General features: G+C 55.6%; 22 protein-coding genes, 1 tRNA gene and 1 pseudogene. 18 read left to right on the top strand and 6 right to left on the bottom strand.

The features are described 5' to 3' along the window. Window positions 1–6: 6 nt before the first annotated feature. A complete protein-coding gene (locus AC2FH6_RS09565) occupies window positions 7–849 on the bottom strand; it encodes a M15 family metallopeptidase (RefSeq protein WP_496702270.1) in 843 nt (280 codons plus the stop codon). Further along, window positions 843–2,054, bottom strand: a complete 1,212-nt coding sequence (locus AC2FH6_RS09560) for a caspase family protein (RefSeq protein ID WP_496702268.1) — start codon at window positions 2,052–2,054, stop codon at window positions 843–845. The genes AC2FH6_RS09565 and AC2FH6_RS09560 overlap by 7 nt, the downstream gene beginning before the upstream one ends. A 367-nt stretch (window positions 2,055–2,421) precedes the next feature. Here AC2FH6_RS09560 and AC2FH6_RS09555 point away from each other — a divergent pair, with 367 nt between their 5' ends. Continuing rightward, entirely contained in the window at window positions 2,422–2,817 is a 396-nt protein-coding gene (locus AC2FH6_RS09555) for a hypothetical protein (protein WP_496702266.1), read from the top strand. A 103-nt stretch (window positions 2,818–2,920) separates the two neighbouring features. Here the strand turns inward: AC2FH6_RS09555 and AC2FH6_RS09550 are convergent, their stop codons facing one another. Together AC2FH6_RS09550 and AC2FH6_RS09545 are read right to left on the bottom strand one after the other, a co-directional pair. Next, a complete protein-coding gene (locus AC2FH6_RS09550; RefSeq protein WP_334223312.1) occupies window positions 2,921–3,868 on the bottom strand; it encodes a DMT family transporter in 948 nt (315 codons plus the stop codon). A gap of 160 nt (window positions 3,869–4,028) precedes the next feature. Beyond that, window positions 4,029–4,285 (bottom strand): annotated as a pseudogene (locus tag AC2FH6_RS09545) (site-specific integrase); the annotation flags it as partial. 143 nt (window positions 4,286–4,428) lie between these two features. On the opposite strand from AC2FH6_RS09545, the gene ehuR reads away from it, so the two are divergent. From ehuR to AC2FH6_RS09475, 14 genes are all read left to right on the top strand, one after another. Beyond that, window positions 4,429–5,823: a MocR-like ectoine utilization transcription factor EhuR gene (gene ehuR, locus AC2FH6_RS09540; RefSeq protein WP_496702264.1), complete on the top strand. Its 1,395-nt coding sequence runs from the start codon at window positions 4,429–4,431 to the stop codon at window positions 5,821–5,823. Between the two features lie 95 nt (window positions 5,824–5,918). Beyond that, window positions 5,919–6,938, top strand: a complete 1,020-nt coding sequence (dctP, locus tag AC2FH6_RS09535; RefSeq protein WP_271950046.1) for a TRAP transporter substrate-binding protein DctP — start codon at window positions 5,919–5,921, stop codon at window positions 6,936–6,938. 138 nt (window positions 6,939–7,076) lie between these two features. After that, on the top strand, window positions 7,077–7,649 hold the full coding sequence (locus AC2FH6_RS09530) for a TRAP transporter small permease (protein WP_281973146.1): 573 nt from the start codon (window positions 7,077–7,079) through the stop codon (window positions 7,647–7,649). Between the two features lie 2 nt (window positions 7,650–7,651). Further along, complete coding sequence (locus tag AC2FH6_RS09525) at window positions 7,652–8,938, top strand: TRAP transporter large permease (protein ID WP_281973145.1); 1,287 nt, start codon at window positions 7,652–7,654, stop codon at window positions 8,936–8,938. 12 nt (window positions 8,939–8,950) lie between these two features. After that, the gene (locus tag AC2FH6_RS09520) at window positions 8,951–9,388 is read left to right on the top strand and encodes a universal stress protein (RefSeq protein ID WP_496702261.1); all 438 of its coding nucleotides are present in this window, start codon (window positions 8,951–8,953) and stop codon (window positions 9,386–9,388) included. 8 nt (window positions 9,389–9,396) lie between these two features. Beyond that, on the top strand, window positions 9,397–10,161 hold the full coding sequence (eutA, locus tag AC2FH6_RS09515) for an ectoine utilization protein EutA (RefSeq protein ID WP_496702259.1): 765 nt from the start codon (window positions 9,397–9,399) through the stop codon (window positions 10,159–10,161). A 20-nt stretch (window positions 10,162–10,181) separates the two neighbouring features. Continuing rightward, complete coding sequence (eutB, locus tag AC2FH6_RS09510) at window positions 10,182–11,171, top strand: hydroxyectoine utilization dehydratase EutB (RefSeq protein WP_496702257.1); 990 nt, start codon at window positions 10,182–10,184, stop codon at window positions 11,169–11,171. A 1-nt stretch (window position 11,172) separates the two neighbouring features. After that, a complete protein-coding gene (gene eutC, locus AC2FH6_RS09505; RefSeq protein WP_496702255.1) occupies window positions 11,173–12,165 on the top strand; it encodes an ectoine utilization protein EutC in 993 nt (330 codons plus the stop codon). 15 nt (window positions 12,166–12,180) lie between these two features. Beyond that, on the top strand, window positions 12,181–13,368 hold the full coding sequence (gene doeA, locus AC2FH6_RS09500; RefSeq protein WP_496702253.1) for an ectoine hydrolase DoeA: 1,188 nt from the start codon (window positions 12,181–12,183) through the stop codon (window positions 13,366–13,368). A gap of 3 nt (window positions 13,369–13,371) precedes the next feature. After that, the gene (gene doeB / locus AC2FH6_RS09495; RefSeq protein ID WP_496702251.1) at window positions 13,372–14,364 is read left to right on the top strand and encodes a N(2)-acetyl-L-2,4-diaminobutanoate deacetylase DoeB; all 993 of its coding nucleotides are present in this window, start codon (window positions 13,372–13,374) and stop codon (window positions 14,362–14,364) included. 23 nt (window positions 14,365–14,387) lie between these two features. Beyond that, a complete protein-coding gene (locus AC2FH6_RS09490) occupies window positions 14,388–14,870 on the top strand; it encodes an Lrp/AsnC family transcriptional regulator (RefSeq protein WP_142637871.1) in 483 nt (160 codons plus the stop codon). Between the two features lie 112 nt (window positions 14,871–14,982). Then, window positions 14,983–16,458, top strand: coding sequence for an NAD-dependent succinate-semialdehyde dehydrogenase (locus AC2FH6_RS09485; RefSeq protein ID WP_496693018.1), 1,476 nt, complete (start codon window positions 14,983–14,985; stop codon window positions 16,456–16,458). 11 nt (window positions 16,459–16,469) lie between these two features. Then, window positions 16,470–17,843, top strand: a complete 1,374-nt coding sequence (locus AC2FH6_RS09480) for an aspartate aminotransferase family protein (RefSeq protein ID WP_496702250.1) — start codon at window positions 16,470–16,472, stop codon at window positions 17,841–17,843. Between the two features lie 184 nt (window positions 17,844–18,027). Continuing rightward, a complete protein-coding gene (locus tag AC2FH6_RS09475; protein ID WP_496702248.1) occupies window positions 18,028–18,279 on the top strand; it encodes a hypothetical protein in 252 nt (83 codons plus the stop codon). Between the two features lie 131 nt (window positions 18,280–18,410). Here the strand turns inward: AC2FH6_RS09475 and AC2FH6_RS09470 are convergent. Further along, window positions 18,411–18,486, bottom strand: a tRNA-Ala gene (locus AC2FH6_RS09470). 141 nt (window positions 18,487–18,627) lie between these two features. Beyond that, window positions 18,628–18,954 (bottom strand): TIGR02300 family protein, encoded by a 327-nt coding sequence (locus AC2FH6_RS09465; RefSeq protein ID WP_496693020.1) that lies wholly within the window; start codon window positions 18,952–18,954, stop codon window positions 18,628–18,630. Between the two features lie 100 nt (window positions 18,955–19,054). Here AC2FH6_RS09465 and AC2FH6_RS09460 point away from each other — a divergent pair, with 100 nt between their 5' ends. The 3 genes from AC2FH6_RS09460 to AC2FH6_RS09450 all read left to right on the top strand — a co-directional run bounded on the left by AC2FH6_RS09460 (window position 19,055) and on the right by AC2FH6_RS09450 (window position 21,670). Further along, window positions 19,055–19,750 (top strand): M48 family metallopeptidase, encoded by a 696-nt coding sequence (locus tag AC2FH6_RS09460; RefSeq protein WP_496702246.1) that lies wholly within the window; start codon window positions 19,055–19,057, stop codon window positions 19,748–19,750. A gap of 30 nt (window positions 19,751–19,780) precedes the next feature. Next, window positions 19,781–20,428 carry a GntR family transcriptional regulator gene (locus AC2FH6_RS09455; RefSeq protein WP_271950069.1) on the top strand — a complete coding sequence of 216 codons (648 nt, stop codon included), beginning with the start codon at window positions 19,781–19,783 and terminating at the stop codon, window positions 20,426–20,428. Between the two features lie 111 nt (window positions 20,429–20,539). After that, entirely contained in the window at window positions 20,540–21,670 is a 1,131-nt protein-coding gene (locus AC2FH6_RS09450; RefSeq protein ID WP_496702244.1) for a lytic murein transglycosylase, read from the top strand. Window positions 21,671–21,673: the final 3 nt, after the last annotated feature.

Here is a 21,673-nt window from a genome sequence, read left to right as displayed (position 1 = left end):
CGCGACTCAGTTGTTTTGTGAACCCGTTTTGAGGCGTGCGTATAAGATGAGTTCGGGTCGGTACTCAAAGTGCATTCCATCGAAGTGGTGCCATTTGCCTCCCCAGATAAACCCAAAGCGTTCCATTTGCTGAACGAGCGCAACTGGGTATTGATTTTCGTAGGCCCCGGCGTTGCCTTCAGGAGCGCCTGACCAGCGCCAATAGCCGCCAAGCTGCGTGTTGAAGTCGACCGCGATACCAAAGCTGTGCGCGCTTAGCCGTGGCGTGCCAGCGATACGGCGCCAGTTAAAGCTTCCGCCGACTTGGGTGAAATATGGGTCAAAATCCTCACCACTGGCAGCCATCGCATCGAACGCAGCTTGTAATTGATGTGCAGCGCAGTGGTGGCTGTTCAAGGCAAAACGGGCGCGGCGCTTCGGCCCCTGGTATTCTGCGCGCCAGAGCCGGGCGGCAACCTGAGTTTCTGTTTGCCCATAAAGTGCGCGGAAGAAGGCGTCGTTGCGGGCGCGGCCTGGATCGAACCAGGGTGTGTCACGCGCCGCGAGGTCAAAGGCCAGCGGATAAATCTGTGCGAACTGGTCGGTGATGGAGGCGTTCGCCAGCCGTTCCTTCGGCGGACCGTTATGAGCCGCGCCAAGTGGCAGCGTCTGGCCGCCCGTTGTCAGCGTTTTCGCTGCTTCGTCGACGGTCAGGCCGGGATATGCGGTCTCAAGTGCTGTGGCGATGGCGGACCGACCCTGCGGTAATGGCATCGCCAGAAAATCGCGGGGGACGCAGCCATCTGCACGCGCAAAACTCGGCAAGAGTCCAAGCGCAAGAGAGACAGCGACTAGCCGCGATATTAGCATCCATTGGCCCTTTCGAGCGCTTGCAGACGCTGCACCTCGCCTTGTTCGGCTGCTGTCAGGCGCGGGTTTCGAGTGGTGCATTGGCTTGTGTCAAAGGCAGCCCGCGCACGCGTGGACTGAAAGCAGAAGCCGTTGTTATGAAAAATGAGGTTGCGCGAGTACCAAAGCTGTTCGCAGGTGCTGGGCGGCGAAGGCACTGGTGCCACGGCCCTTTCGGCGGGTTGGGTAGCGGCACTGAGCGTGTCGATCCGATCCTGAGCAGCGGCGGCATAGATGGGGCAGCCCGCGTGCATGGTCATGAACGCTTCCAGCGCGGAGGTGCTAGACGTGGTTTGTAGCACCTCCCAGTCAGCGCGTGCCGCGTCGCATGGGCTGATCTGAGGGGCAGAGGGTTGGGGCGTTGGAACAGTTACTGGGAGCGGGGCGGGGCCGCCGCGCTCAAAGGTAAATGTGCCCTGTAGCTGGTCGTAGTAAGCTGGGAACTGGTTGTGGTTCACACTGGCAGCCAGTTGACGCACGTCGGTCCGCACAAGGCGCACTAGCTCGTTCAGAGGTAGGCCGGGTGTGGTCATCCGCTCCAGCAGGGAGCGAGTGAAGACCGAGTTGGGGTTTGGGTCATTGTCCGACAGTCGGTCCAGCGCCGTCTGGCCTGTACCGGCAGAAAAGAGGACGAAGGCCCCTTCGGCCGGCTCCATTCGCGATAGCCCGCTCGAGCGGCCCACGGACCGGGTACCTTGGGTGGGGAATGGGTTGTCGCGGCAGGCATCGAGTATCATCAGTGCCACGCGCGCACCGCGGGACTGGATTACATCAAGGATCTGGTCAGCAGCGATGCTTTCGCCGGTCACAAAATCTTCTTCGCCCGGACGCACTTGGGGTACGTCGGTGGGCAGCAGGTAATTGCGACCTTCTACTTCGATGCCGTGTCCTGCAAAGTAGAACACGACCTCGTCGCCAGGACTGATCTGGCGAGAGAAATCTACAAGGCCGCGCCGCAGGTCCAGCCGCTCGGGGTCGATCAGTTCGGTGACCACAAATCCGAGTTTGCTCAGCGTGGCAGAGACGGCTCGAGCGTCATTGCCTGCCTTTTGCAGGTCGTTAATATTTTCATAGCTGTCGATCCCAATAACCATCGCCAGCCGTTCCTCGGCAGTGGCGAGCGAACCGCATAGCAGTGTGGCGGCGATCCACATAAATAAACGCAAAACGGTCTCCTTAACGTTTGTCGTACCGCTCTGAATTTAAGGCTAACGTGTGTGTGAGGTCGTGTCCAACTTCACCTAGAAAGCCGGGCGGAGCGTTGTCCACATTTTTGACAATGTCGACATCCAGAGAAATGGATGATGCAAATCTTTGCTTTCGCTGCTGCGCTGAAGTTGGATGTCCGCTCCGACGCGCAGAATCTCACTGGAACCAGCCAAGTTCCAGCCGTGCGGTGCCATTAATTTGGGGCAACGTAGTGGTTTGAGGGTGCCGGTGTTTCTGCTTCTTTGATCTGCGTTCAGACGCGCTTATTGAGAACTTTGAACCAAAGATATATTTTGACCGGATTGCGAACGAAAAGGAAAGTTCATGATCAGAACTACTGCACTGACGCTCTTAGCTCTCCTCTCGGCAACCTCGGCATTCGCAACTGTCGGGCTGTATTGCGAGGCCCCTGATGGGTCAGGCGCTGTATTTGATGTCGGATTGGGAACTGTCCCTGGTCTCGCAGTCGTAAGCGCGACCATTCACGCAGACGGCAAACACTGGAGCCTTACTGAAGTCGATGGTGCGATACCAATCATCGTGGCACAGGGGGCCGATGTCGACATGCGTACTGTAATCGACTTTGCCGATCCCGAATACAGTCGGATCGTTGCCTCGGTTCGATTGATAACCGCTGTCGCAGGAGACAAATCCGTCACTGTAGGCACGCTCACGATTCCGGAAATCGGTGCCTTCCCTCTGGTTTGCGAAGGGCCGTAGCCGTCCGATGTTGTGCAGTGTACCGGGGCTAGCTCGGCGGAAGCGGTCATCCCAAATTCTGCTTTGCTTAAATGTCTGAAATGGGCCGCGAGAGAGAGTAGTTTTAGATTGGAGGTGCTGCACGTTCTGTGACCAATTGTCTGGCTACGACTCTTTCGCGATGAATCATGTACAACCCTGCACTGATGATGATTGCAATACCAAGTAGGCTAAGCGTGTTCGGGAAGTCATTGAAGACAAGATAGCCGAACAGGGTCGCTACCGGCAGCTCAAAGTACTGCAAAGGCGCCAATGTGGCCGAAGGCGCGAACGAAAGCGCATAGGTCATCATCATGTGGCTCACCGTTGCAAAAAAACCAGCTCCCAAAAGCCACAACAAAGCGATGTCTGTCGGCCAAACAGGATCGAACAGCTCCGAACCAGAGCCTTGCGCAAATATTAAGATTGGAATGGAAAACAGGCTGGCAATCAGGCCAGTGTGGAATTGCAGAGCTACGGGATGCATCCGACGCGACAATCCTCGCGTCACAAGAATGTAGAAAGCGAAAGCAACTGCCGTACCAAGCGGAATTATTGCAACCGCGCCGAAGGCCGCGAAACTGGGCTGGATGACGAACATTACCCCAACAAACCCGACAAGAGCTGCCCCGACACGACGCGGACCTACGTCTTCACCAAGGTAAAACTTACCAACCAACAAGACAATGAACGGGGCCACAAACACGATTGCCAACGCATCGGCGAGTGGCATCACACGGATGGCAGCAATGAAGCAAAATGTTGCGAACAGCAAAAGTAATGAGCGGAATGCGAGTACGATCAATTTGCCTCGCGCTACATGCAACGACAGCCCCATTATCCAGACGAACGGGGCCATCAACACGCACTGCACTACAAAGCGAGCAGCCGTAATCTGCCCAACTGGTACGCTAGCCGACGCGAGTTTTGCAGCTACGTCCAGCAAAGGAGCGGTGAGGCAAAATCCAAGCATCAGTGCAACTCCTGCAAGGATGCGATCCGTAGATTGAGGTATGGAATCAGCCGAGGACATCTCATCTTGTAGAAACGTCGCTAAACGCGTGTCTGTTCTCTATGCGACGCGGAGCAAAAATCCCTCAACTTGCGAGTTGGGGGTGGGTTAGAATTTGCGCTAGCAACGAACAGCAGGTTCGATGAGATGCGCAGCAGCAGATGGCCGGTTCAAAATTGGTCTACAAGCTCTTGATCTCGATTGCTGCTGCGATGGCAAAGGCGTCTTCAAGCTCGACGCTCAGATGCCGAACCGTGCTTACCATCTTTGCATGACCCAAGAGCAACTGAATCGCCCGAAGACTTCCTGTCTTTTCTTGTAGAACTGCGTGACTTTGGTCCGGCGCATTGATGGAGTTCCTTAGGCGCTGGCCTCGAAGCCAATGGGCTTCATCCAGTCCCGAACAATCCGCGCATACTGACGTGTTGAGATCTTCAGGAAAACTAAGTGATAGATCCACGGTCACAGCAATTACTTTCTTTTCAAGGGAGACACATAGAAAAAGCTGTAATTCCGACCCCTGTGAAGCTCTTTGTGATTGATCTGCTTGTTCGCGAATTCGAATTGGTTACTATTGTCGCATGACAAATTGGAAACCATCCCGAGATACGCTGAGTTCACCGCTGCATACGAGCCTTGCCACGATGATTGCAGGCGCGATCGAAGACGGCAGTTTGTCACCTGGACAGAAATTACCCACACACCGGAAACTGGCCGATGACCTGAGGTTGAGCGTTAATACCGTCAGCAAAGCTTACGACATTCTGCGTCGCCAAAACCTGATCGATGGTCAGATTGGGCGTGGCAGCTATGTTGTCGACACTGACAAAACCGACGGACAGCCATTCAAGTTGGAGTCAGAACCTCGAAACCTGTTCGACATGTCGATTTCGCGCCCCTTGTTTAATGGCCTGCATGTTGAGGCGATGCAATCAACGCTGAGGACTTTGCATGCCGGGCTCGACCCGGCCATATATCTTTCTACACGCCCGAATGTAGGCCACGAAACTCACCGAAAAACGGGAGTCAAATGGCTTTCACATTGCGGCCTCGAGACAAATGCAGATTCAGTCCTCATGACGAATGGGGTAACGCATGGAATGTCGGCAGCAATGTCTGCGATATTGCGTCCTGGCGACGTCATTCTGTCAGATATGGTCACGCATCACCTCTTGGTTTCGAGTGTCGCATATTTCGGATACCGACATGTTGGCCTTGAAACTGATGAGCACGGAATCCTGCCCGATGCATTGGAAAAGGCGTGCGTTGATAAGTCCCCTAAAGCATTGTATTTATTGCCATCTCTTGCCAACCCTAATGTACATATGATGCCAGAGGAACGTCGGCGCCAAATTGCTGCAATCGCCCGCAAACATAGGCTGCATATTATTGAAAACGATGCGTTTGGTCCGGTCGCAGCGGATCGCCAGCCGCCTGTTTCGATGTTCGCACCAGAACTGTCGGTCTACCTGACAACGTTCACCAAATGCACGGTCAGCGGGTTGCGTGCGGGTTATGCCGTTGCTCCGGACCATTTGCTTCCTGCCTTGACAGCGAGACTGATCGTATTTGGTTGGATGGCAACGCCGCTGATCTGCGAACTTGCCTCACGCTGGGTGGAAGATGGCACAGCACAAGCGCTGGCGGATTGGCAGCGCGCAGAAATAGTCAAGCGGTATCACATAGCATCGCAAGAGCTTGCTGGTTTTAAATGGACGGGCCATCCGGCCAGTTTGCATCTTTGGTTGCAGCTCCCTCCAGATTGGGATTCCAACAGTTTTGTCGCCCATGCCCGCGAACTAAATGTTGCGGTGTCCCCCGAAAGCCCATTCCTTTCTCCCAAGGCTACCCCAACAAATGCAGTGCGCATTTCGGTGGGAAGCATTCGCGAAATCGAACGTTTTCGCCAAGCTCTGAAGCTTCTGGCCGGTTTACTTTTGCGCCCACGCGAGCCTTTGCCGCAATTCGCTTATTAGAATGTAGCGCAACAATATAATAATTGACTCGCAGTACAATCTTCGGGATGTGGTGGAACATCACTAACAAAGAAGGTGATATCTGGGAGGATATGATGACCAAGACTGCACGTTTTGCCCTGCGCGTCTGCGCACCCCTTGCTGCTGCATTGCTAACCTCAACTGCCGCTTATGCGGACAATTGGCGCTATGCTATGGAAGAGGGGCTGACAGATCCGCAAGGCCTGTACGCCACCAAGTTCAAAGAGGAAATCGAAGCCAACTCGGATCACACAGTCCAGATTTACCCTGTGGGTACGCTTGGTGAATCGGCCGACGCCATGGAGCAGGCCCAGGCTGGATTGCTGCAGTTCATTGATCAATCTCCAGGTTTCACCGGTGCGTTGATCCCAGAAGCCGAAGCCTTTCTGGTGCCATATATCCAGCCGACGGACCCTCAAGTCGTGCGCAAGTTTTTCAAAGAAGGCGTCGCTGTAAACGAGATGTTCCACGATATCTATCGCGAACAGGGACTGGAATTGTTGTCGGTGTTCCCGGAAGGTGAAATGGTGGTCACCACAATGGAGGAATTTCGGACACCTGCCGATTTGGAAGGTATGAAAATTCGGACCATGACCTCACCATTGCTTTTGGAGACTTACACGGCCTTTGGCGCTTCCCCGATTGCCATGCCTTGGGGCGAGCTGATCGGCGGACTGAAAACTAAAATGGTTGACGGGCAGGAAAACCCGGCAATTTGGATCGAGGCCTATGATCTGGATAACCTGACTAATGTGATGACCTATACCGGACATGGTCAGTACACGACTGCTGTGATGGCAAATGCCGAGTTTTACGACGCGCTAAGCGATGCGGACAAAGAACTTGTTCAGAATGCGTCGCAAGTCGCACTCGATTATATTCTTGATGTTGCCGTCGAACTGGATGCAACCGGTCTGGCAAAAATTCAGGAGAGCAATCCGGGCTACACAATAAACCGGCTAACCGAGGAAGAGCGTGCACCCTTTAAAGAACGTGCAAAAGCGGTCGAAGCAGCCTTTGTCGAAAGAGCGGGCGAACGTGGCGCTGCCATCCTCGAGCAAATGAAGAAGGATCTAGCGGCTGCGCAGCAGTAGCGCTTAGCAACAGGCATCCATCACGTTTGCGATGTGTTCATCTGAAAAATCGGTGCAGGCCCAGAACCATAGTTCGGGCCTGCAATTTGGAAATAGTAAACCGGCGATCAGCCTATATTGCGAATGTTCGGGGGGAATATGAGCGAAACGACGAAGAAAAAGTCGGGCCTTGCCGGAATTGTTGATGGCATTGACAAGGGGATCGCTGCGCTTGAGCGGGTGATCATGGCCACAGGCGTCATTCTGATGGCAGTCAACACCATCGCAAATGTCATCAGCCGGTTTGTTTTCAACCACTCCATTATATTCGCCGAAGAGTTGAACAGTATATTCATATTGTTGGTGACATTTGCTGGTATCGGCTACGCCGCGCGCCATGGTCGGCATATCCGCATGTCCGCCATCTCAGACGCGTTACCCGAACGGGTCAGAAAAATCTTGATGGTTGTAGTCACGGGAGTCACCGCTGTGCTGTTGCTGCTCTTGGCGTGGTACGCTGTGCAATACATCATCAGCATGTACGCCAAGGGGCGGGTCTATCCTGCCCTCGGATTCCCTGTTTATCTCAGCTACATCTGGGTGCCGATTGGGCTGTTTGTGACCGGGGTTCAATACGCGCTCACTTTCATCAAAAATCTTCAGGAACCTGAAATCTACCTGTCAACTGATCTGCGAGAAGCAGATGCGCGGGAACTGGAAGTGGAGCTTTAACCATGGCACTCTTGATGTTTTCCGCAATGGTTGTCCTGCTGCTTATGGGTTTCCCGATGATGGTACCCCTCATTGCCGGCGCGTTCATCGGCGTGATCGAGTTGTTTGGCACAATCGACAAAACCGAGTTTATGATTCAGCAAATGTTGGGTGGTATCCGGCCCTCTTCATTGATCGCCGTGCCTATGTTCATTCTGGCAGCGGATATCATGACACGTGGCCAGTCCGCAGGGCGGCTGATTGATATGGTCATGGCCTTTGTTCGCCATGTTCGAGGGGGGTTGGCCGTCAGTACAGCTGCGGCTTGCGCATTGTTCGGTGCCGTGTCCGGGTCCACCCAAGCCACGGTCGTTGCGGTGGGAACGCCACTCAGGCCCCGAATGCTGAAAGGTGGCTACAAGGATTCTTTCATTTTGGCCCTGATCGTCAACTCAAGTGACATCGCGTTCCTGATCCCGCCCAGTATTGGTATGATCATCTACGGTGTAGTTGCCAAGGCCTCCATCCCTGAACTGTTCATCGCGGGCATCGGGCCCGGATTGTTAATCCTGTTCATGTTCTCGGTCTACAGTATGATCTACGCCAAAATAAATGACGTCCCCACTGAACCGGCCGCCACATGGTGCGAACGCGCGGTAGCGGTTAGACGGGCCTTGTGGCCGCTGGGTTTCCCGGTTCTGATCATCGGCGGCATCTTCTTCGGCATTTTCAGCCCGACCGAAGCCGCAGCAATCAGCGTGGCCTATGCGGTGTTGCTGGAAGTCTTCATTTTCAAAACAATGAAAATCACCGGCCTATACCAGGTCGCCCTGTCAACGGGCATGGTAACGGCGGTAGTTTTTATTTTGGTGGGTGCAGGTGCTGCCTTTGCCTGGGTTCTGTCATTCGCGCAGATACCGCAACAGATTTTGGGCGCTCTTGGCATTGATGAAATGGGGCAGATCGGCGTCCTGTTCACAATCGCGATTGCGTTCTTCATCGGCTGTATGTTCGTGGATCCCATCGTGGTCATCTTGATCTTTGTTCCGATCTTTGCGCCCGTGGTCGAGAAAACCGGGCTGGACCCAATTCTGGTCGGCACTTTGATCACATTGCAGGCCGCCATCGGCTCGGCCACCCCGCCGTTCGGATGCGATATCTTCACGGCGGTAGCGGTGTTCAAACGTCCCTATCTGGAAGTAATCAGAGGAACGCCGCCTTTCGTGATCATGCTTTTGAGTGTCTCGGTTTTGATGATCTTCTTCCCGCAGGTGGCACTGTTTTTGCGCGACATTGCATTTAACAAATAAAAGGAGCGACAAATGTTCAAATCAATACTCGCTGCTTTTGACGGGTCTGAAGGATCAGAGGCCGCCCTTCGCAAAGCCGCTGAATTGGCTAGGTTGTGTGATGCGGAAATGTTGGTACTGACGCTCTACCGTCATCATTCGATACTGGAAGGATCGATGTATGTCATTGATGCAGAAAAGCCCGATGATATTGACGGGATCATGCGCGATCACGCAAAGATAACTGCTGAACGCGGCGCGTCCATTGCGCGCGAGGCGGGGTGCGAGAACATCCGGGCCTTTGTCAAAGGCGGGCCAACGGCGCGGACTATCGTCAGCTTTTCCAAAGAACATCAGAATGACCTGATCGTCATGGGCAGCCGGGGATTGGGATCGATTGAGGGCTATTTGCTGGGCAGCGTCTCTCACAAGGTGACCAGCCTTGCGCAATGCCCGGTTCTGGTGGTGTGAGGATGGCAATGGCTTTGGATATACAATCTTCGACTTCGTCTGTGGCTCTCGCGCTGGATGCTCGCCCTGTCACACATCGTATCGGGTTGGTCACGCTGGCCACGGATCATACGACGGAAACTGATTTCGCACGCATTCTGCATGGGCATGATGTGGGCGTATATGTAAACCGGATCGGGTTTGAAAACCCAACCACACATGAAAGCCTTTTGAAGACAGGGCCGCTGCTGACCGATGCCGCAGCAGAGATCCTGCCTGGCGAGGCGCTAGATGTATTGGTCTATGGATGCACTGCAGCTTCGGTAGTGTTGGGGAACGACAAAGTGGCCGAGCACATGAACAGCGCAAAGCCAGGCACGCCATGCGTCACACCCAGCTCGGCAGCCTTTGATGCATTTGAGGCTTTGGGGGTAAAAAAAGTAAGTGTTCTTACGCCCTATACGCAGGATGTGACGGATTCTCTGGTCACCTATTTCTCGCAACACGGCCTCGACGTGGTGAACGCTGTTTGCTTTGGATTGTCCGATGATCGCGACATGGCGCGCGTCTCAAGGGACAGCATTATCGAAGGTGGTGTTGCTGCGTGCGATCCCGATGCTGATGCGCTTTTTATTTCCTGTACGGCGGTGCGTGCCGCCCCATGTGTCGCACAATTGGAGGCCCGGCTTGGCAAACCGGTTGTTACCTCCAATCAGGCGATGGTTTGGCGCTGCATGAGGCATCTTGGGATTACTTCTAATTATCCCGCGGGCGGTATGTTGTTCAGTAAATAGGAAGAAAGTCAGGACAAGAGATGAGCTCTGAAATCACACTTCAGGATAGTTTTGCTGCGCGCGCGCGGATCGCACAGTCGATCCGGGTCACGCCGACGGTGTCGTCAAACGCGCTCAGCAAAGCCACCGGCGGTGATATTCGCCTCAAGCTGGAGCAAGGCCAGATTACCGGCAGTTTCAAGCTGCGCGGGGCATCCAATGCTGTGTTGTCACTTAGCGATGCGCAGCGCGCCAAAGGTGTGGTAGGTGTATCGACGGGCAATCACGGGCGCGGTTTGGCCTATGCGGCAAAGCAGGCCGGGGTGCGGTGTATCATCTGCATGTCCGAGCTGGTTCCACAAAACAAAGTGGATGGGATCAAGGCGCAGGGCGCAGAGGTGCGCATTGTCGGGCGTTCTCAGGATGACGCACAGGTAGAAGTTGACAGGCTGGTCGCCGATGGGATGGTCATGCTTCCCCCGTTTGATCATCGCGATATCATTGCCGGGCAAAGCACCGTTGCACTGGAAATGCTGGAACAATCCCCGGATCTTGAAACGGTTCTGGTGCCGCTGTCGGGCGGCGGGCTGATTTCCGGCGTCGGGATGGTGATGAAGGCGGTTAATCCGCAGGTCCGCGTTATCGGAATTTCGATGGAGCGCGGGGCGGCTATGTATGAAAGCCAGAAGGCGGGGAAACCGGTTCTGGTCGAAGAACTGTCGACACTGGCCGACTCGCTGGGCGGTGGGGTTGGATTGGACAACCAGCACACTTTTGCCATGACTCGTGCCTTTGTTGATGATCTGATTCTTGTGACCGAGACCGAGATCGCTGCTGCTATCCGCCACGCCTATTGGCAGGAACGTCAGATCATTGAAGGGTCCGGCAGTGTCGGCATTGCCGCGCTTCTGGCGGGAAAAATCAAAGACCCAGGTCGGTGCGTCGCGCTGATCTCGGGGCAAAACATCGACATGCAACTGCACCACCGGATCATCTCCGGCGAAGATGTAGATGTAACGGCGGAGGGGTAGGATGCCGGAGATCAAAATACTGACCGAGGCCGAACTGCGAGATCTGGTGCCACTGGATATGGACGCGGTGGACTGCATCGAACAGGGCTTTACGACGCTCGCCGGGGGCAAGGTTATCATGCCGCCGATCATGACACTGATGGTCCCCGATCATAATGGCGAGGTATGTGTAAAGTCTGCTTATGTCCCCGGCATAGACAGCTTTGCCATGAAGATGAGTCCTGGCTTTTTCGATAATCCCAAGCTGGGCCTGCCCAGCACATCAGGCTTGATGGTGCTATTCTCAAGCACCACTGGCGTTCTGGAAGCTTTGCTTCTGGATAATGGTTATCTCACGGATGTGCGCACCGCCGCTGCGGGAGCGGTATCTGCGCGCCACCTTGCGCGCGAGGACGCGACACGCGCGTGTATCATCGGTGCTGGTGTGCAGGCGAAGCTACAACTCAAGGCGCTGACCCTTGTGCGCGGCATCGAAAGCGCTGTGATCTGGGCGCGGGATGCGGCCAAGGCCGAAACATTGGCTTCCAGCCTTCGCGAAGAACTTGGGGTCGACGTCACGGCCAGCACTGATAGGGCGGGTGCCGTGTCCTCGGCAGATATCATCGTCACGACAACCCCTTCGGACATTCCGCTGATCAAAGCGGACTGGCTGCAACCGGGGCAGCTTATCATTGCGATGGGTTCGGATCAGGAACACAAGGTCGAGCTTGACCCGGGTTGTATTGCCAAGGCAACGCTCTATGTGCCCGACAGCCAAGCCCAATGCGCCCTCAAAGGCGAACTGCGCAGCGCCATTGCGGTGGGCATTTTCCCGGCTGATGGCAGGTTTGCTGAACTGGGTGATATCACCTCCGACAAGGCGCCGGGGCGACAATCCGACAGTGACATCATTATTGCTGACCTGACAGGTACGGGTGTCCAGGATACCGCCATTGCCACGCTTGCTCGCCAGCGCGCGGAAAACTCAGGCAAAGGCACCACGTTTTCAAGCTAACAACGGATTAATTCTATGCCAGAACCAAAACTCCACTTCTCACGCGATGAGTTCAGCCAGCGCATTGCAAAAACCCGCGCCGCCATGGCCGAACGTGGGCTTGACCTTCTGATCGTGACGGACCCTTCGAACATGAACTGGTTGACCGGCTATGACGGTTGGTCTTTTTACGTGCATCAATGCGTAGTGCTGAGTCTCACTGGCGAGCCGGTCTGGTACGGCCGTGGACAAGATGCCAATGGCGCGCTTCGCACCTGCTTTATGGATCCCGCCAATATCATCGGTTACCCGGACCATTATGTACAATCCACCGAACGTCACCCGATGGATTACCTGTCAGGACAGCTGGCCGATCGTAAGCTGGATAAGGGCCATATCGGCGTTGAGATGGACAACTACTGGTTCACAGCTGCGGCCTTTGCCGCGCTACAGCACCACATGCCAAATGCCAAATTTTCCGATGCGACTGCGTTGGTCAACTGGCAGCGCGCGGTAAAATCTGAAACCGAGCTGGAATACATGCGCCAAGCAGGCCGCATTGTGGGCCGCATGCATGAACGTATCTTTGAAAAGGTTGAGCCGGGCATCCGCAAATGCGATCTGGTGGCCGAAATCTATGATGCGGCCTTACGCTATGACGCACAGATCGGTGCGGGCGGAGACTATCCCGCGCTGGTGCCACTTTTGCCCTCAGGCGCGGATGCCTCAGCCCCGCATTTGACATGGGACGATCAGCCAATGAAATCCGGCGAAGGCACGTTTTTCGAGATCGCAGGTGTCGTCAAACGCTACCACTGCCCGCTGTCGCGCACGGTCTTCCTTGGAAAGCCCACGCAAACATTCCTCGACGCTGAAAAGGCTGTGCTTGAGGGCATGGAGGCCGGGCTGGAGGCTGCAAAAGAGGGCAACCTCTGCGAGGATGTCGCCAATGCCTTCTTCAGCGTGCTAAAGAAATACGGGATCACCAAAGATAACCGCACCGGTTACCCGATCGGTGTCAGCTACCCGCCTGACTGGGGCGAGCGGACCTTCTCGCTTCGCCCTGGCGACAAGACGGTTCTGCAGGAGAACATGACCCTGCACTTCATGACCGGCCTCTGGATGGAGGATTGGGGTTTTGAGATTACTGAAAGCATCCGCATCACCAGAACCGGCCATGAGTGCCTGGCCAACGTGCCCCGCAAAATGGTTGTGAAGGACTGAGTAATGACACCCAACCCAATTTCCCCGACGATCCCGCTGGATAGCGATGGTATCCACCACGGTTTCCTACGGCTGCCTTACAGCCGGGATGACAGTGCATGGGGGTCAATTATGATCCCGCTAACGGTTATCAAAAACGGAGATGGGCCTACGGCTTTGCTGACCGGCGCCAACCATGGCGATGAATATGAAGGGCCCGTGGCGTTGCAAGAACTGACGGTTACGCTAAAGCCCGAGGACATCACCGGACGCGTGATCATCGTGCCTGCCTTCAATTATCCCGCTTTTCGCGCCGGGTTACGCACGTCCCCCATCGACAAAGGCAATATGAACCGTGCCTTTCCGGGCCGGCCAGATGGCACCCCAACCGAAAAGATTGCCGACTATTTCCAGCGCGTTCTTTTGCCAATGGCCGATATTGCGGTGGATTTTCACTCAGGCGGAAAAACGCTGGATTTCGTGCCCTTCGCGGCGGCCCATATCCTTGAAGATAAAGCCAATGAAGCGGCCTGTTTCGCCGCGATGGCCGCCTTTAACGCCCCCTATTCGGTGCAGCTACTGGAGATCGACAATGTCGGAATGTACGACACCGCGGTCGAAGATATGGGTAAGGTTCTGGTTTCAACAGAATTGGGCGGTGGTGGCTCTGCCACAGCCAAGTCGATTGCTGTTGCAAAAAAGGGCCTGCGCAATGTGCTGATCCATGCAGGAATTCTGAAGGGCGAGATGCAGATTGATCCAACCGTGCGCCTGGATATGCCCGATGGTAACTGCTTCGTGTTCTCGGAAAACGATGGCCTCTACGAGCCGATGGTTGATCTTGGTGAACAGGTCAACCAAGGCGATGTTGTGGCCCGCGTTTGGCCCGTTGATCGCACCGGGATTGCCCCGATTGAATACCGTGCCAAAGTTACGGGCCTTTTGATCAGTCGCCACTTTCCCGGTCTCATCAAAGCGGGCGATTGCGCGGCGGTGATCGGGTTGAACGTTGGATAACTTTATTCCCCGGAGGTGAGACCATGCGGCTCGACGCCCGCGATCTGGATATTCTACGGGTGCTTTCAACCGACGGGCGCATCACAAAAACGGCTTTGGCCGACCGCGTTGGCCTGTCGCCCACCCCCTGCTGGGAGCGGCTGAAAAAGTTGGAAAAAGCCGGGTTGATCAAGCGATATAGAGCCGAGATCAACCTGCGCAAACTTGGGCCACATGTAACTGTCTTTGTTGCGGCCGAACTGTCCGATCATACCGCTGCCAGCTTTCAGGCTTTTGAGGCCGCAATGCAACGCTATGAAGAAGTGTTGGCCTGCTGGGCGCTTGGCGGAGGATTTGATTACATCCTGCAAATCGTGACGCGCGATATCGATGCCTATCAACGCCTGATTGATGAAATGCTCAATGCTGACATTGGTCTGGAAAAATATTTTACCTATATTGTCACCAAACCAGTGAAGGGGCAGGGCGTTCCGCCGATTTCCCTCATTGCTGGATGGCAGGAGTAACCCTCTGCCTGAGAGATGGTTGACAGTAGAATACTCTGCTTTGGCCCTGAAATTTGGTCTCATCCTTTGCCTGTAATGCCCGACATTGTCGGGCATCGAGGGAGAGGTATCCATGAAAGACACTGCACTTTCTGCGCGCGATGATATTGCTGACAAATCTTTGGCGCGTAGTTTTTCCTATGTGAATGGTAAATGGTGTGCAGCTTCGTCGGGTTACACCATCCGCGTCACCGATCCGGCAACTGGCGATGTTATCGGTGAGGCCGCCAGCCTTTCGGCAGAGGAATCCTCTGCCGCCGTGGATGCGGCACAGGCCGCCTTTCCGACCTGGTCGGGCCTCTTGCCACAAGACCGATCCGCCATTCTGCGCCGTTGGTTCGACCTAATGCTGCACCACAAAGAAGATCTGGCACGGATCATGGTACTGGAACAGGGCAAGCCCCTGTCCGAGGCGCGCGGTGAAATTGATTATGCTGCGTCTTTTGTAGAATTCTACGCCGAAGAGGCCAAGCGACCCAATATTGAAGGCGTCACCAGCCATCTGCCCGATGCCGAGGTCGAGGTTTGGCTAGAGCCGGTCGGGGTGGTGGCAATGATCACACCGTGGAATTTCCCTGCTGCCATGCTGACCCGCAAAGCAGCAGCAGCCATGGCCGTGGGGTGTACGGTTGTGGCTCACCCCTCAGGTGAAACCCCGTTTTCGGCCCTCGCGTTGGCTGAACTGGCGGAAAAGGCGGGTATTCCGGCGGGCGTGTTCAACGTGGTCACCGGCCAGGCCTCGACCGTGGTCGAACCTTGGACGAAAGACACCCGTGTTCGGGCACTCTCGTTCACAGGCTCCACCGAAATCGGACGGTTACTTTACCGTCAGTCCGCCGACACAGTGAAAAAACTTGTAATGGAACTAGGCGGGCATGCACCGGTGATTGTGTTCAAAGGGGCCGATCTTGAAATTGCGGTTTCTGAAACGATCAAGGCCAAATTCGCCACATCCGGGCAGGACTGTCTTGGCGCCAATCGGATATTTGTGGAGCGCTCAATTTACGACGCATTCTGCTCGCAGTTCACCGAAGCGACCCGCAGGTTGTCCCTTGGTATCGGTATGGACGACCCCGACATCGGCCCTCTGATGAATGAAAAGGCGGTTCAAAAGCAGGAAGAACATGTCGCCGATGCGCTGGCCAAGGGGGCCAAACTGGCGTGCGGAGGTGCAAGGGATCCTCTCGGCCCGCTGTTTTATCAGCCCACGGTTCTGACCGACGTGACTGCCGATGCCGTGGTTATGTCAGAGGAAACATTTGGCCCTGTGGCGGCCATTGCGCCCTTTGATACCGAAGAAGAGGTGATCGCCCGGGCCAATGACACCGAATACGGTTTGGTTGCGTATCTGCACAGCCATGACCCACGCCGTATTTACCGCGTATCTCGTGCATTGCAATTTGGCATGGTGGCGGTGAATCGCACCAAGGTCACCGGCGCGCCGATCCCCTTTGGCGGCACCAAACAATCCGGTCTGGGCCGTGAGGGGGCAAGACGGGGAATGGAAGAGTTTACCGAAATCAAATATGTCTGCCGCGACTGGGCATGAGGAGTGAAAAGATGCTGAAGAACGATCAACTTGACCAATGGGACCGCGAGAACTTTTTCCATCCCTCCACTCATCTGGCCCAGCACGCGCGGGGCGAAACAGCGACCCGTGTGATCAAAACCGCAAGCGGGGTCCATATCGAAGACCGTGATGGTACCAAATTGCTGGACGCCTTTGCAGGACTTTATTGCGTGAATGTGGGCTATGGCCGTCAGGAAATTGCCGAAGCGATTGCGGATCAAGCCCGCGAGTTGGCCTATTATCATTCCTACGTGGGCCACGGCACAGAAGCCTCCATCACCCTGTCCAAGATGATCCTTGATCGCGCGCCTTCGAACATGTCCAAGGTCTATTTCGGCCTGGGCGGTTCAGATGCAAATGAGACCAACGTCAAATTAATATGGTATTACAACAATATCCTGGGCCGCCCCGAAAAGAAAAAGATCATCTCGCGCTGGCGAGGGTATCATGGCTCGGGCCTTGTCACCGGGTCGCTGACTGGGCTGGAACTATTCCACAAAAAGTTCGATCTGCCGCTCACGCAGGTGGTTCATACCGAAGCGCCCTATTATTTCCGCCGCGATAATCTGGACCAAAGCGAAGCCGAATTCGTCGCGCATTGCGTGACTGAACTGGAGGCGCTGATTGAACGTGAAGGCGCTGATACAATCGCCGCGTTTATTGGCGAGCCGGTGTTGGGAACCGGCGGTATCGTGCCCCCGCCGGAAGGCTACTGGGCCGCCATCCAGACCGTATTGCGCAAGCATGACATCCTGTTGGTTGCCGATGAGGTTGTGACCGGGTTTGGCCGCCTGGGCAGCATGTTCGGCTCTGAGCATTACGGCTTGGAATCCGATATCATCACCATCGCCAAAGGCCTCACCTCGGCCTACGCGCCGCTGTCAGGTTCGATTGTTTCGGAAAAAGTGTGGAAGGTGCTGGAACAGGGCACAGATGAAAACGGCGCCATCGGCCACGGCTGGACCTATTCGGCACACCCGATCGGGGCCGCGGCCGGTGTGGCAAACCTCAAATTGATTGATGATCTGAACCTGATCGAAAACGCAGGCAACGTCGGCGCTTATCTGAAACAGTCGATGAAGGATGCACTGTCAGCACACGGCAATGTCGGCGATGTGCGCGGCGAAGGAATGTTGTGCGCGGTCGAGTTCGTGAAGGATAAAGATAGCCGCACCTTCTTTGACTCCGCGGACAAGATCGGCCCGCAAGTCTCAGCCGCTCTTTTGGCACAGGATAAGGTCATCGCACGCGCTATGCCGCAAGGCGACATCTTGGGCTTCGCGCCACCGTTTTGCCTGAGTCGTGAAGAAGCTGATACCGTCGTCGCGGCAACTCTGCGCGCGGTTACAGCAGTATTGGGCTAGGGGATGTCTGTCTCGCCCATCCTTGGCTGAGTTGACAGCGGTAAACATTACCGCATCAAACTCTGGGGTGGGCGCAGCACTCGATTGAGACCGCTTTGATTTGGCAATATTGCCTGGATCAGGCCGCAATTCCAAGATTCCTTACTATACGGCCCAATCCGGTCAAAGCGGCCAGGATTGAAACTTGAAACAAGCACACGTCACTATTGTCGCAATGTGCTACAGACCAGGTATTATCAATCATGGGTGGAGCGGCGGAAAAGTCCGCAACGTGTGGGTTGCCATTCCTGTAGCCAGACAGACGATGAAGCAGGAAGAGCTCAAGCGGAAGTTGGAAGATTTCGAAGTTCCGCAAAGGAATTTTGAAGAGATGTTCGAACCGGTCGCCAAAATTCTGTCAAAATCTTGGAAAGTATGGAAAAAAAAGCGACTATAGGGGCAAGAGAGCGCTGCTTAGAATGCTATTTGTTCAGAAGGGAAGTTACTCTTCCAAATCGGATCTTCGAACCGGTGAATTATCTTTTCCATTCAGATTCTTAAGTGACGCAAATTATCTGAATGAGGTTTTGGTGGAGCCTAGGGGAGTCGAACCCCTGACCTCTTGCATGCCATGCAAGCGCTCTCCCAACTGAGCTAAGGCCCCATACAGGTACTGCAGAAGCAGTGGGCGGACGTTTATGAGACAGTGGCGCTAAGCGCAAGTCCAAAAACAGGCGTCGCCGTTAAAATTTTGCAACCAGATTGCAAATGGCGCGAGGCGGCGCGAGGCCGCCTCTGACCGTGATCAGCTATCGTCCTCTGCTGGAATGTCAGTGATGTCGTCCAGCGGAACTTCATCACTGCTGTCATCATCGTCATCCAGCAGATCATCATCCAGATCGACTTCGACTTCGTCGTCGTCATCCAGAACCAGTTCTTCCTCAGGCGCGTTTTCACGCGCCTTGGCCGATGCAGCATCTTCTGCATCTGCTGCGATCATCCGGCTTTTACCGGTTTCGAGTTCCACGATCTCGCCGGTATAAGGGCTAACGATCGGGTCTTTGTTCAGGTCATAAAACCGTTTACCGGTGGTCGGGCAAACGCGCTTTACACCCCATTCTTCCTTGGGCATGTCCAATCCCCTTGATATCAGGTGAGTCGTATCGACGATTCAGGTCAGGTGCCACAAGCAGCGGGCACTGTCAAAGCCTTTGAGCAGGAGAAACAGACCTATGGGAGATCACGCACTGCCAGGATCGCCTCCGGTGCCGCTGACATTGCGCAAATCGGCGCGGGCACGGCGGATCAGTCTGCGTATATCCCAGTTGGACGGGCGTGTTACACTGACCTATCCAAATGGCGTTGCTGAATCCGATGCGTTGAACTTTGCCCGCCAAAAAGAAAGCTGGATTCGGCAGCACCTGAGTGATCGGCCAGACCCCTCGGTGGTTCAATTTGGGCAGCATATTCCTGTTGAGGGCACCCAACGGCGCATTGTCCGGGCAACGGGCCGACGCGTTCTGTTGCAGGCGGACCAGATTTCAGTACCTGAAGGCGCTGAAGCGCGACGTTTGGCGCGCTTCTTGAAAGAACTGGCACGCGACCGGCTGACCGGCGCATGTGATGACTACGCAGCGATGTTGGGTAGGGCTTATGCCAGCATCTCTATTCGGGATACCCGATCGCGCTGGGGATCATGCAGTTCTGAGGGTGGGTTGATGTTTTCCTGGCGGCTGATTCTCGCTCCACCAGACGTCCTGCATTATGTTGCCGCACATGAGGTGGCGCATCTGGCCGAGATGAACCATTCCCCAGCCTTTTGGGTCCAGGTCGAGCGGTTATTCGGAGATTACAAAGAACAGCGGCGCTGGCTGCGCGACAACGGGGCGCAGTTGCATCAGTACAGATTTGACGCGCCTGCGAGTTGACCTGTGCGGTGTTTGTGATCACATAGAGAAATGCTGAACACACGCCCCTCTGAAACGCAGACCGCAACGCATGACCGGGTGTACCGGGCTCTGCGATCCCGCATCATGCATGGCGACATCGCCCCCGGTCAGGCGCTGACCTTGCGGGGAATTGGTAAAGAGTTTGGAGTCTCGATGACACCGGCCCGCGAGGCGGTGCGTCGGCTTGCGGCTGAAGGGGCGCTATTTCTGTCGTCCTCGGGCCGCGTCTCGACGCCCGAGCTGACCAATGACCGGATCGAGGAGCTTGCTGCGCTGCGGGCCTTGCTTGAGGTCGAGCTGGCCAGCCGGGCATTGCCCCGTGCGCATATTGCTCTGATTGACCGATTGCAGAGCATCAACATGACGGTAGCCGAGATGGTCACCAAACGTGATGCCGTTGGATATATTCGCACCAATCTGGAGTTTCACCGAACTCTGTATCTGCGGGCGCAGGCCCCAGCGATGCTGGCGATTGCCGAAACCGTATGGTTGCAGCTTGGGCCGACGATGCGCGCGCTTTATGGGCGGCTGCGGCGAACGGAACCACCGCATCACCACAAGCTGATAATTGCGGCGCTAAAGGCCGGGGATGAGCCGGGTCTGCGCCTTGCGGTTCGCTCGGATGTTACACAGGGCCTGCGGATGCTGGTCAGCTAAGCGGCTTGTTGCCGAAGCTGCCGAAATCGCCCGGTTCGGTATCGCTGTTCTGGCCCCGGCGATTTCTCTGCGCTAGGCTGTGAGAAATCACAATAAGAGCAGTTTTCAACCATGATTGATCGACGGTTATTTTCCCTTGGGCTGGGCTCCGGCTTGTTGGTTGCCTGTACGGACAGCGTGACTTCTTCTTCGGTGCCGGCCGCGCGCATGCAACCGGTTCGGAACGCGGGCTGGGACGCCTGGGTGGCGGGCTTCAAAAGCCGCGCGGCCGCACAGGGGATTTCGCAAAGCACAATTAACCGCGCCTTCCAGGGCGCCGGATATCTGCCCGGAGTGATCGAGCGGGACCGAAATCAGGTCGAGTTCAAGAGGTCGCTTGAAGACTACCTGGCGATTGCAACCTCAGATGAACGGATCGCGACCGGCAAGCAAATGCTGGTGCGTCATGCGGGAACGCTGTCTCAGATCGAGGCGCAGTACGGCGTGGACAAAGAAGTTGTCGTGGCAATTTGGGGGCTTGAAAGCCGTTATGGTGCGCGGCGTGGGGATGTGCCTGTTGTATCGGCCCTGTCGACGCTGGCCTATGACGGTCGGCGCGGGCAGTTCTTTGAGAGCCAACTGATGGCAGCGATGAAGATTCTGCAGAACGGCGACACGACGCCTGCCAACATGACAGGCAGTTGGGCTGGTGCTATGGGGCACACGCAGTTCATCCCGACCTCTTATCTGGCCTATGCGGTGGATTTCACCGGCGATGGACGGCGCGATATCTGGTCCGACGATCCAACGGATTCGCTGGCATCAACGGCGGCTTATCTGGCGCGTTCCGGTTGGGTGCGTGGGCAGCCTTGGGGCGGTGAGGCCGGGACGGTATCCGGTACGCCGGTTGCTGTGCTGCAACCCCAGGTGCCAGGGCCCCGCATCGCCGTGTTCCGCAATTTTCAGGTGATCAAACGGTACAATAACTCGGACAGCTACGCGATCGGGGTAGGGCATCTATCAGACCGGATTGCCGGAGGTGCGCCGTTCCAGGCCTCTTTCGGACCGGATGCGACTGGTCTGACGCTTGAAGATCGCAAAGAGCTGCAGCGCCGCCTGACATCCGCCGGGTACGACACCGAAGGCGCAGATGGTGTAGTCGGTAAAAACACGACATCCGCGATTTCTGCGTACCAGCGGGCCAATGGGCTGCCCGCGACAGGAGAACCCTCAGTTGCGCTGCTGAGGCAGTTGGGGGGCTGAGGG

The sequence above is a fragment of the Ruegeria sp. CDSC045 genome (genome assembly GCF_059610725.1).
This window is presented reverse-complemented; position numbering and strand designations above follow the sequence as displayed.

Excerpts from the sequence above, each read along its gene's own strand:
- AC2FH6_RS09550 (WP_334223312.1), bottom strand. The coding sequence starts at position 3,868 with ATGTCCTCGGCTGATTCCATACCTCAATCTACGGATCGCATCCTTGCA.
- AC2FH6_RS09520 (WP_496702261.1), top strand. The coding sequence starts at position 8,951 with ATGTTCAAATCAATACTCGCTGCTTTTGACGGGTCTGAAGGATCAGAG.
- AC2FH6_RS09490 (WP_142637871.1), top strand. The coding sequence starts at position 14,388 with ATGCGGCTCGACGCCCGCGATCTGGATATTCTACGGGTGCTTTCAACC.
- AC2FH6_RS09530 (WP_281973146.1), top strand. The coding sequence starts at position 7,077 with ATGAGCGAAACGACGAAGAAAAAGTCGGGCCTTGCCGGAATTGTTGAT.
- AC2FH6_RS09555 (WP_496702266.1), top strand. The coding sequence starts at position 2,422 with ATGATCAGAACTACTGCACTGACGCTCTTAGCTCTCCTCTCGGCAACC.
- eutA (WP_496702259.1), top strand. The coding sequence starts at position 9,397 with ATGGCTTTGGATATACAATCTTCGACTTCGTCTGTGGCTCTCGCGCTG.
- AC2FH6_RS09480 (WP_496702250.1), top strand. The coding sequence starts at position 16,470 with ATGCTGAAGAACGATCAACTTGACCAATGGGACCGCGAGAACTTTTTC.
- AC2FH6_RS09525 (WP_281973145.1), top strand. The coding sequence starts at position 7,652 with ATGGCACTCTTGATGTTTTCCGCAATGGTTGTCCTGCTGCTTATGGGT.
- AC2FH6_RS09485 (WP_496693018.1), top strand. The coding sequence starts at position 14,983 with ATGAAAGACACTGCACTTTCTGCGCGCGATGATATTGCTGACAAATCT.
- eutB (WP_496702257.1), top strand. The coding sequence starts at position 10,182 with ATGAGCTCTGAAATCACACTTCAGGATAGTTTTGCTGCGCGCGCGCGG.
- eutC (WP_496702255.1), top strand. The coding sequence starts at position 11,173 with ATGCCGGAGATCAAAATACTGACCGAGGCCGAACTGCGAGATCTGGTG.
- AC2FH6_RS09455 (WP_271950069.1), top strand. The coding sequence starts at position 19,781 with ATGCTGAACACACGCCCCTCTGAAACGCAGACCGCAACGCATGACCGG.
- doeB (WP_496702251.1), top strand. The coding sequence starts at position 13,372 with ATGACACCCAACCCAATTTCCCCGACGATCCCGCTGGATAGCGATGGT.
- AC2FH6_RS09450 (WP_496702244.1), top strand. The coding sequence starts at position 20,540 with ATGATTGATCGACGGTTATTTTCCCTTGGGCTGGGCTCCGGCTTGTTG.
- AC2FH6_RS09460 (WP_496702246.1), top strand. The coding sequence starts at position 19,055 with ATGGGAGATCACGCACTGCCAGGATCGCCTCCGGTGCCGCTGACATTG.
- doeA (WP_496702253.1), top strand. The coding sequence starts at position 12,181 with ATGCCAGAACCAAAACTCCACTTCTCACGCGATGAGTTCAGCCAGCGC.
- AC2FH6_RS09465 (WP_496693020.1), bottom strand. The coding sequence starts at position 18,954 with ATGCCCAAGGAAGAATGGGGTGTAAAGCGCGTTTGCCCGACCACCGGT.
- ehuR (WP_496702264.1), top strand. The coding sequence starts at position 4,429 with ATGACAAATTGGAAACCATCCCGAGATACGCTGAGTTCACCGCTGCAT.
- AC2FH6_RS09565 (WP_496702270.1), bottom strand. The coding sequence starts at position 849 with ATGCTAATATCGCGGCTAGTCGCTGTCTCTCTTGCGCTTGGACTCTTG.
- dctP (WP_271950046.1), top strand. The coding sequence starts at position 5,919 with ATGACCAAGACTGCACGTTTTGCCCTGCGCGTCTGCGCACCCCTTGCT.